15 protein-coding genes are annotated in these 18607 nt (G+C 51.4%); all 15 read right to left on the bottom strand.

The annotated features are described in order from the left end of the window. The 15 genes from BH712_RS18050 to gmd all read right to left on the bottom strand — a co-directional run bounded on the left by BH712_RS18050 (position 1) and on the right by gmd (position 18598). Positions 1–1182 carry an EpsG family protein gene (locus BH712_RS18050; protein WP_080320291.1) on the bottom strand — a complete coding sequence of 394 codons (1182 nt, stop codon included), beginning with the start codon at positions 1180–1182 and terminating at the stop codon, positions 1–3. A 12-nt stretch (positions 1183–1194) separates the two neighbouring features. Continuing rightward, complete coding sequence (locus tag BH712_RS18045) at positions 1195–2124, bottom strand: glycosyltransferase family 2 protein (protein WP_039274103.1); 930 nt, start codon at positions 2122–2124, stop codon at positions 1195–1197. After that, a complete protein-coding gene (locus BH712_RS18040; RefSeq protein WP_032673948.1) occupies positions 2114–3547 on the bottom strand; it encodes a lipopolysaccharide biosynthesis protein in 1434 nt (477 codons plus the stop codon). Before BH712_RS18040 ends, BH712_RS18045 begins: the two co-directional genes overlap by 11 nt. Positions 3548–3838: 291 nt before the next feature. Continuing rightward, a complete protein-coding gene (gene galF, locus BH712_RS18035) occupies positions 3839–4735 on the bottom strand; it encodes a GalU regulator GalF (RefSeq protein ID WP_006811231.1) in 897 nt (298 codons plus the stop codon). A 174-nt stretch (positions 4736–4909) separates the two neighbouring features. Continuing rightward, positions 4910–6301, bottom strand: a complete 1392-nt coding sequence (gene wcaM, locus BH712_RS18030; RefSeq protein ID WP_006811232.1) for a colanic acid biosynthesis protein WcaM — start codon at positions 6299–6301, stop codon at positions 4910–4912. A 12-nt stretch (positions 6302–6313) separates the two neighbouring features. Then, positions 6314–7534 (bottom strand): colanic acid biosynthesis glycosyltransferase WcaL, encoded by a 1221-nt coding sequence (gene wcaL, locus BH712_RS18025; protein ID WP_006811233.1) that lies wholly within the window; start codon positions 7532–7534, stop codon positions 6314–6316. Beyond that, positions 7531–8811, bottom strand: coding sequence for a colanic acid biosynthesis pyruvyl transferase WcaK (wcaK, locus tag BH712_RS18020; protein WP_006811234.1), 1281 nt, complete (start codon positions 8809–8811; stop codon positions 7531–7533). The genes wcaL and wcaK overlap by 4 nt, the downstream gene beginning before the upstream one ends. A 15-nt stretch (positions 8812–8826) precedes the next feature. Next, positions 8827–10305 (bottom strand): colanic acid undecaprenyl disphosphate flippase WzxC, encoded by a 1479-nt coding sequence (wzxC, locus tag BH712_RS18015; protein ID WP_006811235.1) that lies wholly within the window; start codon positions 10303–10305, stop codon positions 8827–8829. 1 nt (position 10306) lies between these two features. Next, positions 10307–11701: an undecaprenyl-phosphate glucose phosphotransferase gene (gene wcaJ, locus BH712_RS18010; protein ID WP_006811236.1), complete on the bottom strand. Its 1395-nt coding sequence runs from the start codon at positions 11699–11701 to the stop codon at positions 10307–10309. A gap of 185 nt (positions 11702–11886) precedes the next feature. Continuing rightward, entirely contained in the window at positions 11887–13257 is a 1371-nt protein-coding gene (cpsG, locus tag BH712_RS18005; RefSeq protein WP_032673949.1) for a colanic acid biosynthesis phosphomannomutase CpsG, read from the bottom strand. 109 nt (positions 13258–13366) lie between these two features. Beyond that, complete coding sequence (gene cpsB / locus BH712_RS18000) at positions 13367–14803, bottom strand: mannose-1-phosphate guanyltransferase (RefSeq protein ID WP_006811238.1); 1437 nt, start codon at positions 14801–14803, stop codon at positions 13367–13369. Positions 14804–14806: 3 nt separating this feature from the next. After that, positions 14807–16030, bottom strand: a complete 1224-nt coding sequence (gene wcaI / locus BH712_RS17995; RefSeq protein WP_006811239.1) for a colanic acid biosynthesis fucosyltransferase WcaI — start codon at positions 16028–16030, stop codon at positions 14807–14809. Beyond that, on the bottom strand, positions 16027–16506 hold the full coding sequence (locus BH712_RS17990) for a GDP-mannose mannosyl hydrolase (protein WP_065186924.1): 480 nt from the start codon (positions 16504–16506) through the stop codon (positions 16027–16029). Before BH712_RS17990 ends, wcaI begins: the two co-directional genes overlap by 4 nt. Positions 16507–16508: 2 nt before the next feature. Beyond that, positions 16509–17474 carry a GDP-L-fucose synthase gene (gene fcl / locus BH712_RS17985; protein ID WP_006811241.1) on the bottom strand — a complete coding sequence of 322 codons (966 nt, stop codon included), beginning with the start codon at positions 17472–17474 and terminating at the stop codon, positions 16509–16511. A gap of 2 nt (positions 17475–17476) precedes the next feature. Further along, complete coding sequence (gene gmd, locus BH712_RS17980; RefSeq protein ID WP_003863514.1) at positions 17477–18598, bottom strand: GDP-mannose 4,6-dehydratase; 1122 nt, start codon at positions 18596–18598, stop codon at positions 17477–17479. Between the last annotated feature and the right edge of the window lie 9 nt (positions 18599–18607).

The raw sequence follows: 18607 nt of genomic DNA, 5'->3' as shown, positions 1-18607 counted from the left end.
TTAAACCTTTATTAATTTTGATAAATCCAAAGTGCGATAAAAACAGAAAAGAAAAGGGTAGGTAATAAAAGCTAAACTAGGGATTAACATATATCTAAAGCGATAAAATGCCCATGCCGTAACAATAACTTGCAACATAAATAGAACTAAGAATAACAATCTTTTCGGTAATAAAAACGTACTTTCCTTTGAAAGCAAATAAAACGTTGTTGTTAGTATTGTAACATATTGGTAACGCTCACTAATAACCCAAAATTGAAATGTGATAATTGATATACATGAAATGAGAATTGCAGTTATAAAAAGAATATTTTTTTGATTAGATATCAATAAAACAAAAACTGAAAAAAAGAATGGCAATTGAGTGATGAACTGTGCAATCCTAGTATTTAAATCGAACTCAGCAGAACTACCCCAACGATCTCCAACAATATAAATTTTATATATTTGATCAATGTAGGGAATGAATGATAGTGATGATATTATACTTTCAAGAATCGTAAGAACACCGACAAGCCCTGATACAACCATGCAGGCAATGAGGCATAACTTTAGCGTCCTCTTGGAGAAAAGTTTATTAAATAAATTTATAAGTATTATGATAAAAAATAAAGGAAATACAAAACTATGTACTAATGTTGAAATTATTCCCCACACAATTGCTTTGAACATTTTTTTATTATAGACATATTGAAGTGCGTAAATAAATAATGCGCTTGACAACCCACTTCTGATCCCATTACTCAAAGATAAAAAGGATATAGTCAAAAACCAAAGTAAATACAAATATATTCTAGTGCTATTATGTAGAGATTCTGATAAATTTCTTTTCAAGGATGTCAATAAAAAAAAGTATCCGAAAAACGTGCTAAAAAAAGGTACCCATTCTTTGTTGAAGCCGAGGTCTCCTAAAACCTTCATATAATAATAAAATAAAACATTAACCCCATCATTAAAGATAGAATAATAGCTAATTTCCTTCAACGCTTCAAATTTGTAATAATGTGTAGCTAAATCCATTGTTTCATAAGGAACAAGATTATAAGCTGTAATTCCTCCCATTAGGGAGATTAAAAAAATACTAACAGATTCAATCCTTGCAAGTATAATTATCGAAGATATTGTACCCAGCATAGGATTTATTATAAATAACGTAAGAGTCAAAAATAAATTGGCGTTCACGAATTTTCCCTATTATTTATTCAGGGTATGGCGTAAATAAATTATCATACTCTTTACTATACATACGTACTTCGCTGCATTACATTTTGAAACTTTATATTTTATAAGGTAGGAATAAATCCTGTTGAACAGATTATTTTTGATTACTTGCTCCCGCTTAAATTTAATACTTTTAGAATTTATAAGGTTAGCTTGTTTGTCATTTTCTTTAGTTTCTTTTAACTTAGATACTAACCTAGAATCAATGACATCACATGATATTATTTTTCTGATAAGCCTGTAATATTCTTTACTAGGCACCCAATCTGTAATTTGTCCTTCTGAAATTCGATATTGTGTTAGAGATTCAGATAAATTAATCATTTTTCCAAACTTAATCATACGTGTCCAGAGATAATAATCTTCACATATTCCCGACAATTCATTTGGGTACCCCCCTGCTTTCAGAAAAATATCTTTCCTAAACATAACCGAAGGATGGGCATATAAGTTTTGCTGTAATAATATATTCGATGCGCTAAAGGGAAATATGTAAGGAAAAGTCCTACCAATAATGACTCCCTGGGAATTAATATAATCAACAGCTGTTCCTACTAGACATACTCGAATATTCCTTTTAAGGATTTCATATTGAACTTTGAGTCTGTTTGGTAAAGCTACATCATCACCATCGATTCTAGCAATAAATTCAGCATTAGATTGAGAAATGCCATAATTTAAAGCACTACTTATCCCACTATTTTCTTGGTAAAAATAACGAATGCGCGCATCTTCATATTTAGTTATGATTTCAGCGCTTCTATCTGTAGAACCATCATCGACGATGATAACCTCGAAATCTAAATTATCCTGCGCAAGTACAGAATCGATGGTTTTTTTTATTGTTGTTTCACAATTATAAACTGGAATAACAACGGAAACTGATATTGTTCTATTTGCCATCACGCTTCATCCAAAAATATATTGTTTTTACAGTATTTTTATCATGCATATAATAAATCAAAAAATATACGCAACAACCGAGTAGTAAACCTCCTAATTTAAGATATTCATTTGACAAATTATTAATTATTAGATGTGATGCAAAAAAAGAAATCAGCGATATTATAAACGCAGGGCTAATAATACTCAGCAATTTTATGAAAGTTGTATCTAAAAACTTATTTGTATAAATTGAATTTATATAAGTCGCGATAACGGAGTATAAAACCAACCCCCAGCACATCCATTCTATACCAAATTTAATAGTAGCTACCATTAACAGGGTAATAAGTATTTTTTTAAATACTTCTAGCCTTAGGAAAAGATCTGATCTTCCATATACATTAAGAACATTCAAACTTAGTGCATGAATAGGATAAAAACAATAACAGAAACATAATACAAAAATATAACGGGAAGTTGTTAACCACTCTTTACCTAATATAATACTTACTATATTTTCACTAAAAAAGGCTAATCCAAATATCATTGGAAAAAAAATAACAGTTGCGTATTTAACTGTTTCTTCGTACTGTTCGTTAAGCTTTATTCTATTATTTTTTATCTCGCTAAAATAGCGATAAGTAACCCGTTGTATTATTGCCGAATATGTATTGGTTGGTAATAACGTTAAATTTTTAGCTTGCGTAAAAAAACCAACTTGAGCCGTGTTGTAAAATTTGCCAATAACTAACTGGTATATATTATCGAAGAATGTATTCAATAATGATGCTACTAATAAATTACTGCTAAATTTCGAAGTAGCATAGAAAAATCTTCTATTAAAAACTAGATCAGGAACCCACTTACATTTATAAAAATACATAATTGTTGATAATAATGAAAAACTTATATTATTGAATACAATTGACCAAACCCCTCCTCCATTTAGAGCTATAACAATACTACCTACACCACTAATTAGCACTGATAAAAATGATATTTGTGATTGGCTTTTAAAATCTAAAATGATAGTAAGTTTTGTTTTATGAACTATGCATAGAGCATTGATGATGATAACCAAACCTAAAACTTTTATTATGTTTTCTAGTTGCGGTTCGTTAAAAAATTGACTAATTCCATTTGCACAAAAGAAAATCACAAAGTATAAAAAAAGTGCAGTCCCGAAATTAAACCAAAAAATAGTTGAATACTGCTTTTGTGTATTATTATTACGCCTTATCAAGGCAGACGAAAAACCGCTGTCAACTAGTGTTTGTGAAACAGCTATAAAAATTGTTAACATACCAACTAAGCCATAAGCCTTAGGACCTAATATTCTCGCCAAGACTAGCAGGACTAATAATTGTGCAAATTGTGTAATGATGCGTTCTATTGCACTCCACTTAAATCCGGCTTTAAGATCATGTTGCTTTTCTTTCAAGTATTTACCTTTTCGAAACAAATGCTACCGCCCCTGGCTTAACAGCTACCAGTGCACTGAGCTAATATTGATAGTTACTTTGGAGTCTATAAAGGGGAAAAACTGGCGTTAATTGTCGTACTAATTGCTTTAAGAAACAAGTACAAATCAGCCTTCATTTTGATTTGATAACTTTATGTAATTGATAGTAATTCAATATTACCTAAAAAAATAATAAAAAACGGCAATGATAATTTGTTTATGATAAACATAACCAAACAACATCTGCCGTTTGTTCATTTGTGGGATAAATCAACTGTTAGCCAGTAACTTCTCAATCCGGCTTCTGAACTTCGCCCCTTCCTTCAGGTTACGCAGGCCATAGTTCACAAATGCCTGCATATACCCCATTTTCTTACCGCAATCGTAGCTGTCACCGGTCATCAGCATCGCATCAACCGACTGCTTTTTCCCCAGCTCAGCAATCGCATCGGTCAGCTGGATACGATCCCAGGCGCCCGGCTCGGTTTTTTCCAGTTCAGCCCAGATATCCGCATTCAGGACATAACGGCCTACCGCCATCAGATCGGAGTCCAGGGTCTGCGGCTGATCGGGTTTTTCGATAAACTCAACGATACGGCTCACCTGCCCTTCCGTCTCCAGTGGCTCTTTAGTCTGAATAACAGAATACTCAGAGAGATCGCCCTTCATACGTTTCGCCAGCACCTGGCTGCGGCCCGTCTCATTGAAGCGCGCGACCATTGCCGCCAGGTTGTAACGCAGAGGATCGGCGGAAGCGGTATCAATAATGATATCCGGCAGAACGACGATGAACGGGTTATCCCCTACCACCGGGCGGGCGCACAGGATAGAGTGGCCCAGACCCAGTGGCTGTGCCTGACGCACGTTCATGATGGTCACGCCAGGAGGACAAATAGACTGCACTTCTGCCAGAAGCTGACGCTTAACGCGCTGCTCAAGCAGCGCTTCGAGTTCATAAGAGGTGTCGAAGTGGTTCTCAACGGCATTCTTCGAAGAGTGCGTCACCAGAACGATTTCTTTGATCCCCGCAGCAACAATCTCGTCGACGATGTACTGAATCATCGGCTTGTCAACGATCGGCAGCATCTCTTTAGGAATGGCCTTTGTGGCGGGCAACATGTGCATGCCCAAACCCGCTACCGGTATGACTGCTTTCAAATTAATCATTATTTCTTCCACCTTAAAATGGTTGACGAATTATAGCTTTTTAACCTGTTTTCGCCAGCATGTTTTGCCGTAAATATGAAGTAATCCTAAGTCACCCCACCACAAATTACAGTAGTTGTAATCTGAATAGATCGCGATTCTGTTCCAGGAATAGTCGCAAAATAGTCTGCATGATTACCTGTGTGGCAGCGCAAAATTCAACCGTTCCGTATTCACCACGTGTTGATCGACCCGATCAATATCGACCGAACTCTGACCCTTTTCATTTACTGCATGAATGTTCGCCAGTGACAACAGCGTCTCGTTTTTAGCCATAAACTTCCCGCGCACGTCTTTGCGCAAATCGAAGTTCATCTTAAGTGCAGGCCCCGTCGCTGCCTCCTGCATCACGTTGATATTACGCAAGAAAAGGTGCTGTGGCTTGTTGTGCAGCTCAAGCGTTGCGCGCTGCATGTTGACGTTGGTGATGGCAACAAACGACGTGGCATTGCCGGAGGAAATCTGGATCCCGCGCAGCTTATACGCAAGCGCTCGGTTATCAAGGCGAATATCGTTAAGTTTGAAGTTCTGCGGTATTGAGAGATAATCGCCCTTAATCACGCCATAGCCGATTAGCATTCCGGCGCTGTTCACCATATCGACATTATCAATAACGAAATTATCACAGCCATAAATAGCTACCGTCGCGTTATCAATTCCGGCTTTTTTACTGAAGTCAGGAGTAATATTGCTGGCCTTGATATTCCGGATCACAAAGTGTTTACCGTTTTCGACATGGACCAACTGCCGACAGTTGCTGCCGGTGATATTTGCCACCACGAAGTTTTTAACGGTCTGCTGTTCCGGATAGTCATTGTCGTAGGTACTGCCAGCCAGCCCAATGCCTATGCCCCAGTTGATCTTGCCGTTTGTGCAGTTGATGTTGTCGATAACATGGTCAGAGATCAAGATATTGCGGTCGTTAATCGCTACGTTCCACTCAATCGCATCACCCTGCAAATGACTGAATTTACTGTTGGTAATGCGCGCACCGTCCACCTGATTATGGAAACCCTGTCGCAGAATGGCGTAGTTCGCCTGTGACACATTAATATTATCAATGAGCAGATTGCGCATCACCCTCGGCTTCTTGCCGCCGATGTAGATCTGGGTGACGGGGCCGAAGCCGCTCATTGCCAGCCCCTTAATGACGCAGTCGGAGCCACGCACGTCCAGCGTGATGTTATGTGTGCGTCCCTCTCCTTCCCCAATGACCTTGCAGCCTTCCTGAAGCACAAACCGCCCGCGGCCGTTGCCCTTCAGCGCACCGCGGATCAGCAGAGTTTTCCCGTCAGGAATAAAGATGCCGGTATTGATGTTTTCACAGGTTAACCCGGCGGGAACAACAACGGTATCGCCCTCGGTAAACGCCTGCTTAAAGGCGGCGATCCAGTCGTGATTGTTGTAGCGATCGACAGAAACCGTCTTCCCGGTCGCCGCCCGCACAGCGCGGGGCGACAACAGCGGCATGGCAGCCAGGGCGGATAAAGAAGAGACAAATCGGCGTCGGGTAATCTTTTTCAGCATACAACCTCAGCGTTACAGCGTTTGCAGCAGGCTCGCTAACTGGCGATTAATCACCTGCTGATTGAATTCTGCTTCAACTTTTTGCCGCGCATTTTGCAGCACAGGGATCAGCGTCTGCTGATCGATATCACTGAACGCGGCCAGACGGTCCGCCAGCGCCAGCGCATTGTTTTCAGGGACCAGCCAGCCGGAGTGTTCAGAGGTGATCAGCTCCGGGATCCCGCTGTGCAGGGTCGAAACCACCGGAATGCCAACCGCCATCGCCTCCATCAGCGCCACGGGAATGCCTTCCATATCGCCATCGGCGCCGGTCACTGAAGGCAGCAGGAACACATCCGCGTCGTCGAGCATGGCCTTCACTTCGTGGCTCGGCTTGAAGCCCGGCATCTCAACCACGTCTTCCAGCTGATACTGTTCAATCAGCGTGCGTAGCCGACGCTCCCACGGCCCGATACCCAGGATGCGGTAGTGAAAGTCCACGCCGCGCGCCTTCAGCTGGCGACAGGCTTCAATAGCCACGTGCAGCCCTTTCTTTTCGGTCAGGCGGGCAACAGAGATAATTTGCAGCGGCTTGCCCGGCACCTTGACCGGTCGCTGGGTGAAGCGTTCCATGTCCACGCCCATGCGTGAAACGGTGATTTTCTCGCTCGGGCAACCCATGGTTTTCAGGCGTCCGGCCCACAGGTCGCTTATCGGCAGCATCATGTCGCCGCGGCGAAACAGCTGCTGATATTCCGGCGTGTAGTGGTTCAGCACTTCCCGGCTGGAGATGTCGATACCGTGGAAAATGGTTGCGATTTTGCCCTCAATCACCCCCAGCTCACGCAGTTTTGCCGCCGTTACGCCCGCCGGGCCAAAGTGGGCGATAAAGACATCGGCCCGGTAGGGCTGAGCCGTTTGCCCGCAAATGGCGGAGAGGATCAGGTTGCGCGCCTCCGCCCCATAGCGCGACATATTCAGCGCCCGCCACGTCGAGGCGCGATGAAGACCGCGCAGCGTCTGGCTGGCGCGATGGCGCAGTTTGTTCATCCGTCCGCTCGGTTCATCCTGTAACCAGCGGGTTTTCGCCTCCAGCCCATACTGGGTATACGCCGCATGGGTGTTCTGCGTATCGCCCTTTTGCAGGGCGATAATCTCCACGTCATACCCCATATCGATAAACGCGGTGATTTGGTTCAGCACAAAAGTTTCAGACGACAGCGGAAATTTCAGTAAGAAGAAACCAACCTTCATTTCCCCTCCCGGACGCGGTCGAGTACGGATTTCACCATCCCAATGCCTTTTTCGCGTTCGGCTTTGACCGCCACCGCCAGACGCTCGTTGATCGCAGGCAACTGGCCGAGCGTGTCGCCCACCATCGCACCGAGCGATCCGTCCAGCAGATGACGAATATCGACGGCCATTTCCGGCATGCCGAGCTGCTGCATAATGCCCGCTGACTTGTGCTCATAGTTAATGGCGATGGCTGGCGTGCCGAAGTTCATTGAAATGATCGCCGAGTGCAGACGCGTGCCGACGGTCAGGTCGCAGGCGGAGAGCAGCTTGCCCATCTCCAGATCGTTGAGTTCGTCCATCACCACGTGATAACGGGACGGATCGTTCACCAGGTTGCGCAGGTTCAGCGCCACCATGCGGTCATCTTTGTTGTAGCTGTCGATACCGGTACAGGTAGAGAGCGCCAGCACCTGGTAACCGCTGTCCAGCACGCGGTTCACCACGTCGGCAAAGGCTTTCTCGTAGGCCGCCTGGGTCGTGCCGAGGCGTTTATCGAACGGCGCAAGTTCACGCAGGGTAATGGCGACGGTTTTCTGCTTTGCCGCCACGTCCAGCCAGTGCTGTACAGCATAGCTGGCCTGGAAACTGTCATCCTGATGATCCACCAGCCAGGCGGTGTCCACACCGTGCTCCACTTTGGTGGTGTCGATTTCACTGCGCTTCATCATGTCGAGGCTGACCGATTCACGCAGGATCAGCGCGTCGCAGTGGCCGAAGACATAGTTTGCCAGCTGGTTGAACTGTGGATCCTGGAATGGCCCGACGCTGTGGCCAATCATGAACAGCGGCTTTTTCGCCATAAACGTACAAAGTGCATGCTCAAACTGCGGCACGCCGTAGAGATCGACGAAGAACGATCCACCGACCTGAATAATGGCGTCATAGCCGGACAGCAGGCGGACAAAATCGGTAAAACCCTGCGCGATGGCAATATTGCGCAGCTTGCCGGTGTCGGTCACGCGAGAAAGCAACACCTGATGCTGGTAGCGGCGACGCAGCACTTTCTTCACGCGCCCCATCACGCCCGCAGCGTTGTTGTGCTGTTTCATCTGGCTGTAGAGCGGGTCGCCCATCACCGGGCGGTTGAGTAACCAGGATGAGCTGACCGGATAACGGCTCATCACATCCACTTCAGTCTCAGGCTTAAGGGTGTTAATTGCATCCAGTAAACCGCGCAGGATGGCGCTGTCGCCACGGTTGCCGCAGGTATGGTTGCCAAGAATAAGTAATTTCATAATGGCCTCGTAAAATTAGCCTGCGCGAAGCAGCGTTTTCATTTTTTCGTTACGGCAAAACTGGCGCTTCATCTCCACCACCAGCGCGTTGCGTGACAGCACAATCATCACGCCGAACGCCAGCGCACCGGCCGCGACCTGCACCGCAAGCAGCGCCGCCAGCGGCAGATGCCCGTTGAGCACCACGCCCAGGCCGTAGCTCACCGCAAGCGTCGGTAATGAGAGATAAAACGGCAGCCACAGGCTGAGGATGTACTGACGGTAGCTGGAGCCCAGCACCGGTTTGATCATCACGAAGTAACTCAGCACGGTATTGACGATCTGCACCAGCAGGAAGCCGAGCGTCACGCCAATGGCGCCCGCCGTGTGGCCGCCCACAATAATTGCCGGAATAAACAGGAAGGTTTTAAATACGTTGAACTTAAAGCTGATATCCACGCGCGCCTTCGCCATCAGCAGAGAACCAATCGGGTTCCCCACCGAGCGCAGCAGCCCCACGACGCACAGCAGTTGCAGGATCGGGATGATGCCGTTCCATTTCTCGCCAAACACCAGCGGCACGAAATTGCTGGCGACCACCATCAGCCCCAGCAGGACCGGAAAGTTTATGATCCCCACCACGGAGAGCAGCTTGTAAAAGTTCACGCGCAGCTTCTCGGTATCGTCCTGAATTTTGGCGAACGCCGGGAACAGCACGCGAGTAATGATAGGGTTGAGCTTCATCGGCGGGACAACCGCGACGTTATACGCCAGGTTATAGCCACCCGCGACGCTCGCGCCCAGAATGCGCGCCAGCACCAGCGTGGAGAGGTTAGTATTCACATAGTTGATAATGCTGTCTGCGGTCAGCCACGCGCCGAAGCGCAGGTTGGATGAAACAGACGCCAGCGAAAAATGCAGCCCCGGGCGATAAATCTTGCGGCCAAAGAAGCCGAACAGCAGCGTGCGCACGGCAGAGTTAACGAGGTAGCCGAGGATGGCGGTCATCGCCAGCGGCCAGAAATGAGCGCTGACCACGGTGAAGGTAAAGCCCGCCAGCACGGCGCTGGTTTCAATCATGCCGATCTTGTTGAACTCCAGCTCTTTTTGCATCAGCGCGCGGAACTGCTGCCCGTGCGGGATCACCACGAACGCGAACGACAGGGTGCGCATCAGCGGCGCCAGGTCCGGGTTGTGCAGCACACCGGCAATCGCATCGCTCAGCAGGAACACCAGCACAAAGACGAAGATGCCCAGCCCGACGTTCAGCCAGTAGAGCGTGGTCAGTTCCAGATGGCTGATCTCTTTGCGCTGGATAATAGAGTTGGCGATACCAAAGTCCGACAGCGTATCGGCGAGGGCGATAATCACCAGCGAGACGGTCAGCAGACCAAACTGGTGATTATCGATAATGCGCGCCAGCACCGTCATCTGCACCAGACCGAGGCCAATGATGATGATGGTCGCCATGGCTGACCATTTCGCGCCGCTGATGGTTTTTTCTCGTAAGCTCATCTTAGTACGCCGCTTTGTTCACGAAACCTTTGAAAATGGTCAGAAAAACAATCTTGATATCGAACCAGAGGCTCCACTCGCGGATGTACTCAAGATCGAACTCGATACGTTTTTCCATTTTTTCCAGCGTGTCGGTCTCGCCGCGCCAGCCGTTGATCTGCGCCCAGCCGGTGATGCCCGGCTTCACCTTGTGGCGCAGCATGTAGCCTTCAATCAGGGTACGGTACTGCTCGTTATGAGCAACGGCGTGAGGACGTGGCCCGACGATGGACATCCCGCCGGTAAACACGTTGATGAACTGCGGCAGCTCATCGAGCGAGGTACGGCGCAGGAAGTTGCCCACACGGGTCACGCGCGGATCGTTCTGCGTCGCCTGGGTCACTACCTTGTCGTTCTCCATCACCTTCATGGAGCGGAATTTCCACACCATGATCGGCTTACCGTCCATGCCGTAGCGGGTCTGACGGAAGATGATCGGCCCCGGAGAGCTGAGCTTCACCGCCAGTGCAATGCAGCACAGCACCGGGGAGATGAGCAGCAGGATCAGGGATGAAAGCACGATATCTTCCACGCGCTTCAGCACGCGGTTAATCCCCGACAGCGGCGTGTCGTACAGCGGAACAACCGGTACGCCGTTCACTTCTTCAATGCGGGAATGGAGGATGTTGAAGGTAAAGACATCCGGGATGAGGATCACCGAGCAGGTGGTATCCGCCAGCTCGCGCATCAGTTTCTTGATGCGGGACTCATCTTTCATCTGCATGGCGATATAGACGTTGTGGATCTTCCCTGCTTTCGCGTCGTCAATAAGCTGTTCGTAGTTACCTGCCCAGTCGGACGGCACGCCGCCGGGCTTCGCGTCGTGATAAATCCCGACCACTTCAAAACCTAACCACGGCTCTTTGCGGAAGCTGTCGAGCAATACCTGTCCGACCGGCAGATCGCCCGCCACGGCAACGAAGCGACGGTTATATCCGCGGTTGCGCAACCAGCCCGCGCCGAAGCGGATCAGCGAACGGCAGACCACCATGCCAATGCTGGTTAACAGATACCAGCAGAGATAGGTCACAAGACGGTTATCAAAATCATGGCTGAACGCCACCAGCCCTGCGCTGAAAACCAGGCTTAAGGTCCAGTTCTGGAGCAGCAGCATCAGTTCGGTGGTCATTTTGACGCCGCGCCATGAACGATAGAAATCGGTCATGCCGCCGATCATCTGAAACACCACCAGCGCAATCAACGCCATCAGCAAGTGCATGTATAAGAACGACTGCCCGCTGACCCAACACACCGCCCACAGTCCGCCGACCATGATGGTGATATCAGAAAAACGCTGCACCATAGAGATTAACGATGCATTCGTTCTCGCTCGTTCGCGCTTTTTTAGATTTGTCATCGTTGTTCCTTTATTCAACCAAAACCTTACCCCTCACCCTAACCCTCTCCCCGGAGGGGAGAGGGGACTGTCCGGTGCGGTCTTTCACCCTCTCCCCTCTGGTCGAGGACACGGCTCGGAGCATTTTTCACCCTCTCCCCTCTGGGGAGAGGGCCGGGATGAGGGGCGGTTTTCAGGTTTTCGTATTACTGATTCAACAGCGCCAGAATGTCCTTCGTTCGCGCTTCCATCAGCGCGGTATCGGCCCGGGACTCCACGTTCAGGCGCACCACCGGCTCGGTGTTGGAGGAGCGCAGGTTGAAGCGCCACTGCGGGAACGCCATGCTGATACCGTCCGTACGGTCAATCTCCAGCGCATGAATGGCGAAGTGATGTTCAACACGGGCGATGGCCTCCGCGGGCTGTGCCAGTTTGCTGTTGATCTCCCCGCTGGCCGGGAACGCCGCCATGCGGTCGCGCACCAGCTCACCCAGGCTCTGCCCTTTCAGGCACAGCAGCTCGGTCACCAGCAGCCACGGGATCATCCCGCTGTCGCAGTAGGCAAAATCACGGAAATAGTGGTGAGCGCTCATCTCGCCGCCGTAGATGGCGTCTTCCTCGCGCATGCGCTCTTTGATAAACGCGTGACCGGTTTTGGACATCACCGGCTCGCCGCCCGCGGCCTTCACCACGTCGACGGTGTTCCAGGAAAGACGCGGATCGTGAATGATCTTCGCCCCCGGGTTTTTCTCGAGGAACGCTTCCGCCAGCAGGCCGACAATGTAGTAGCCCTCGATGAACTGCCCTTTCTCGTCGAACAGGAAGCAGCGGTCAAAATCGCCGTCAAAGGCGATACCCATATCGGCGCCGTGCTCAATCACCGCGTTGCGGGTGTCGTCGCGGCACTCCGGCAGCAGCGGGTTAGGAATACCGTTCGGGAAGTTGCCGTCAGGCGTGTTGTGTACTTTGACGAAGGTCACCGGCACGTTCAGCGCCTTAAAGCGGGCTTCAAGTGCATCGACAACCGGGCCTGCCGCGCCGTTACCGGAGTTAATCACCAGCTTCAGCGGTTTGAGGTTTGCCACGTTGATGTAGCCCAGCAGGTGGTCGATGTACTCTTTTTGCAGGTTGATCTGCTTATAGCTGCCGCGTCTGGCTTCGTTAACCGGCGGGAAGTCGTTGGCCTCGGCCAGACGCTGCACGTCACGCAGGCCGGTGTCGCCGCTGATCGGACGCGCGCCCTTGCGCACCAGCTTCATGCCGTTGTAGTCCATCGGGTTATGGCTGGCCGTCACTTCGATACCGCCGTCCACGCCCAGGTGGAAGGTGGCAAAATAGATCTCTTCGGTACCGGAAAGGCCGATATCCAGCACGTCGACGCCCGCGTCCTGTAGCCCTTTCGCCAGCGCCAGCTTCAGGGATTCGCTTGTCAGACGCACGTCGCCGCCCAGCACGATAGTTTGTGGTTTCAGGTATTCGCCGTACGCGCGGCCGATGCGCCACGCAATGTCTTCGTTCAGCTCTTCGCCCAGCTTGCCGCGAATATCGTAGGCTTTAAAACAGGTTAATTTTTCCATGATGACCCCTTTTTCAGGCAACAGTTGGCCCTGACCATGTAATGGCCAAATTTATTTTTGTCATTCGTAGGCCCGGTAAGCGCAGCGCCACCGGGCATGATGCGGAGGGCTACACGCGCCCGTAGCGATCCTGGAAGCGGATGATGTCGTCCTCTTCAAGATAGGAGCCGGAACGCACCTCAATTAAGTCGAGCGGAATTTTCCCCGGGTTTTCCAGACAGTGCGTGGCACCCAGCGGAATATAAATGGACTCGTTTTCTCCGAGCAGCTTCACTTCACCGTCGATGGTCACTTTGGCGGTTCCTGCCACCACCACCCAGTGTTCGGCGCGGTGATGGTGCATCTGCACCGACAGCCCTTCACCCGGCTTCACGGTGATGCGTTTCACCTGGTAACGCTCGCCGGCGTCGATGGAGTCATATTTGCCCCACGGACGGTAGACTTCCCGATGGATATGGTGTTCGTGACGGCCGTCAGCCTTGATCTGCTCCACCACTTTTTTAACGTCCTGCACGGCGTTACGGTCAGCAATCAACACCGCGTCTTTGGTCTGCACGACCACCAGATCTTTCACCCCGACCGTGGTGACGAGGCCAGACTCGGCGTAGACATAGCTGTTTTCCGTTTTGTGGCTGATCACATCCCCGTGATGGACGTTACCCTCCGGGGTATGCGCGCTGATCTCCCACAGAGACGACCAGGAGCCAACATCGCTCCAGCCTGCATCCATCGGCACCACGACCGCATCTGCCGTGCGCTCCATCACCGCATAGTCAATGGACTCTTCAGGACAGGCGAGGAAGGATTCTTCATCCACGCGGATAAAATCGAGATCCGGATCCACCACCGCCATCGCTTTTTCGCAGGCGCTTAAGATATCCGGGCGATATTTTTCCAGCTCTTCCAGGTAGCGACCGGCGCGGAACAGGAACATACCGCTGTTCCAGTAGTATTCCCCGCTGGCCACGTAGGCCTGCGCGGTTTCCAGATTCGGTTTTTCGACAAACTGCGCCACGTCAAAGGCCACGCTGTCACCTTCGCCAGGCGTTACGCTACCGCGGCGAATGTAGCCGTAGCCGGTTTCCGGCAGATCCGGTACGATGCCGAAGGTCACCAGCTTGCCGTTCTCAGCGTAAGGGATCGCCGCGCGTACCGCGTCGCGGAAGGCCTCTTCCTGCTGGATGACGTGGTCAGCCGCCAGCACCAGCATCAGCGGATCGCAGTCCGGGCTGCTGCGTTTGGCCGCCAGCGCCGCCAGGGCGATCGCAGGCGCCGTGTTGCGTCCGGCAGGCTCCAGAATGATATTTTCGGTCAGCTTGTTCAGCTGACGCAGCTGCTCGGCCACGATAAAGCGGTGCTGTTCGTTACAGATCACCACCGGGCTTTCACACTCCACGCCGTGCAGACGGTTAACCGTCGTTTGCAGCATGGTGAGGTCGCCTTTCAGGCACAGAAACTGTTTTGGATAAAGCACGCGGGACAGTGGCCACAACCGGCTCCCGGATCCACCCGCCATTACGACCGGATACAAAGTGGTTTGACTCATGATTTATCCCCGTATATCTGCAATAAATTGGCTCAGCACGTTCTCTTTCTCGAGCGTGCGTTCGGCATATTCACGTGCCACCGTGTTCTCTTTTGGCATGGCGAGTGCCTGCTCAATGCCGGTTACCAGCGCCGGGACCGATTCCGGCTCCACGCAAACGGCAATGCCCGGGTAGCTGTTACACAGCTGGCCTAATTCTGTTGCGGCTTCTGCCGTAATCACCGCGTTTCCGCCCACCGCCAGAATATTGGTCAGCTTGGACGGCAGCACCGCATCCGCCGCGCCGCGTTTTTGCACCACCAGATGGCAATCCGCCATTTTCAGCAGCGCGGGCAGCGCGTCATACGACTGAAGCGGGAAGAAGCGGATGTTGGTCAGTCCGCGCTCGCTGGCCATTTTCTCCAGCCGCGCTTTACCGCCGCCCTGCCCGACAATCACGAACATCCACGGGTGTTCGCTCAGCTGAAGCGCGGCGTCAATCACGCTCTCCAGCCCCTGTTTTTCGCCGATGTTGCCTGAGTAAAGAATGATTTTTTGATCAGCAGGCAACCCGAGCTGCGCGCGTAACGCCTGCGCATCGTGTTCTGTCACATCGCGGAAACGCGCCACTTCGGACCAGTTTGGAAAGAAGATCACCTTTTCCGCCGGGACGCCCTTCTCCTGCGCCTTGTTCATCATTGAGCGTGAGATGGTTGAGACGTAATCCACGTTGTGCAGGCCGCTGCGCTCAAAGGCGCTGGCGAGCTTCGCCACCTTGCCGCCCTTGCCTTTCCCGGCCATCCCCAGCCCGAGCATGGCGTCCACTTCATAATCCTGAATATGCAGCAGGGTGCGCGCGCCGGAGAGTTTTCCCAGCAGGCGCATGCCTGGCGTGCAGAACAGCGTCGGCACCACGCCGATGATGCGATCCGGCTTCCAGCGACGCTGCGCCATCAGCGGGAAAAAACTGCTCAGGGCAAAGCTGCCCAGATGAATTAAACGTTTCAGCGTCGAGGGCTGTTTCGGCACGTAGAGCGGGCAACGCCAGACGGTCGCGGCACCCTCTTCGCGGCGGTAGCGCCAGCTGGAATAGCGTTCGCCTACCTTCCACTCCGGGTAATACGGCGGGGCAGTAATCACCCGCACGTCATGTCCCTGGCTCGCCATCCACTCGACCATCTCGCCGGTGTATTTCCCGATACCGGTAAGCTCTGGCGAGTAGTTAATTCCGTAGACGAGGATTTTCATAGGCCTGGCACCTCGGCCTGACGTTCCGCGAGGAAGTACGCCCGACTGTTGTCATGGACGTTGTCGCTTGCCAGCAGCGCCTCTGGCGTTAACCAGCGGTAATCGTCATGCTGAGAATCAGGCAGACGCAGGTCTGCCTCACTCACCTTCAGGCGGAACCCCAGCACAATGTAGTGCGTGGTGAACCCGGTGCCTGAAAAGTTATCGTCATAGAAGTGCTGCCAGACCCCGTAAAACTGGCCCGCTGCCATCGGCAGTTGCAGGCCCAGTTCCGCCAGAGTGAGACGCTCAAACGCATCGGTCAGCGTCTCATCCTTCTGCACGCGCCCGCCGGGCACGAACCAGAAGCCCTGTGCAGGACGATTGGTTCGTTTCCCCAGCAAGAACTCGCCGCGTTCGTTCTCCACAATCAAATCAATAGAGATGAGCGGAGTGGAACGCACCACCGTGGCAAAATCTTCCTGACTTAAAAACATCATTACCCCCGGAAGCGGTGCTGGTTTTCCAGGAACCACTGGTAGGTGCTGGCCAGCCCCTGTTCCAGTGAGACCTCGTGATACCAGCCCAGCTGATGCAGACGGGTCACGTCCAGCAGCTTGCGCGGCGTACCGTCCGGTTTGGTGGCGTCAAACACCACGCGTCCTTTGTAGCCCACCACCTGCGCGATGGTCTGCGCCAGCTCGCGGATGGTGCAGTCCACGCCGGTCCCGACGTTAATGTGCGACAGCATCGGCTCGGTGTTTTCCTGCCACACCTCGCGATCCAGCTCCATGACGTGAATGCTGGCAGCCGCCATGTCATCCACGTGGAGGAACTCGCGCATCGGCGTCCCGCTGCCCCACACCACCACGTCCGGGGCGTTTTCGGCAGTCGCCTCGTGGAAACGACGCAGCAGCGCCGGGATCACGTGCGAATTGCTCGGGTGGAAGTTATCGTGCGGTCCGTACAGGTTGGTCGGCATCACCGAGCGATAGTCGCGGTTATACTGACGGTTGTAGGATTCACACAGCTTGATCCCGGCAATTTTGGCAATCGCGTACGGCTCGTTGGTGGCTTCAAGCGTGCCCTGCAACAGTTCGCTCTCGGCGATCGGCTGCTTCGCCATTTTCGGGTAGATACAGGATGAACCGAGGAACAGCAGCTTATTCACGTTGTGCAGATGCGCCGCGTGAATGATGTTGCTCTCAATCATCATGTTCTCGTAGATGAAATCCGCCGGGTAGGTGTTGTTAGCGACAATGCCGCCCACCTTCGCCGCCGCCAGATACACCTGGTCGATACGTTCGCTGGCGAAGAACTCCTGCACCGCTTTGCTGTCCAGCAGGTTCAGCTCGTCACGGGTGCGAACAATCACCTCGACGTCGCCGCGCTGCTCAAGCTGGCGGACAATCGCGGAACCCACCATTCCGCGATGACCGGCGACAAAAATACGTTGTTTTGTCATTCTCAGGACTCCAGCGCGATGGCAACCTCGTAGCCATGAGACTTAAGCAGGGAGTGTTTTTTCGCTGCTTCAAGATCTTTGGCCACCATCTCGGATACCATTTCTTGCAGGGTGGTTTCTGGTTTCCAGCCCAGTTTTTCGTGCGCTTTGGTTGGGTCGCCCAGCAGGGTTTCCACTTCAGCAGGACGGAAGTAACGCGGATCAACCTGGACAATCACGTCGCCTGGCTTCACGCCCGGTGCATCGTGGCCGGTCACGGAAACAACGATACCCTTCTCTTCCACGCCGGTGCCTTCGAAGCGCAGTTTGATGCCCAGCTGTGCCGCGGCCATCTCAACGAACTGACGCACGGAGTACTGCACGCCGGTCGCAATCACGAAGTCTTCTGGCTGCTCCTGCTGCAACATCATCCACTGCATTTTCACGTAGTCTTTTGCATGGCCCCAGTCACGCAGGGAATCCATGTTGCCGAGGTGCAGGCAAGACTCCAGGCCCTGAGCGATGTTGGCGATCGCGCGGGTGATTTTGCGGGTTACGAAGGTTTCGCCGCGACGCGGGGATTCGTGGTTGAACAGAATGCCGTTACAGGCGTACATGCCGTAGGATTCACGGTAGTTCACGGTGATCCAGTAAGCGTACAGTTTCGCCACAGCGTACGGAGAACGTGGGTAGAACGGCGTGGTCTCTTTCTGCGGAATTTCCTGCACCAGACCGTACAGCTCAGAGGTAGATGCCTGGTAGAAGCGGGTTTTCTTCTCAAGACCGAGGAAGCGAATCGCTTCCAGCAGACGCAGCGTACCCATCGCATCCACGTCAGCGGTGTACTCCGGGGACTCGAAGGAAACCGCAACGTGGCTCATCGCGCCCAGGTTGTACACTTCATCCGGCTGCACTTCTTGCAGGATGCGGGTCAGGTTGGAGGTATCGGTCAGGTCGCCGTAATGCAGATGGAATTTCGGGTTTGCCGCATGCGGATCCTGGTAAATGTGATCGACACGCTCGGTGTTGAATGAAGAGGCACGACGCTTAATACCGTGAACTTCATACCCTTTTTCCAGCAGCAACTCTGCCAGGTAAGAACCATCTTGTCCGGTAACGCCGGTGATGAGAGCGACTTTAGACATGTTTATATT

This window comes from Enterobacter hormaechei ATCC 49162 (assembly GCF_001875655.1).
Taxonomy (GTDB): Bacteria; Pseudomonadota; Gammaproteobacteria; order Enterobacterales; family Enterobacteriaceae; genus Enterobacter; species Enterobacter hormaechei.
Note: the sequence above shows the minus strand (reverse complement) of the source record. Positions and strands in the feature narration are given on the sequence as shown.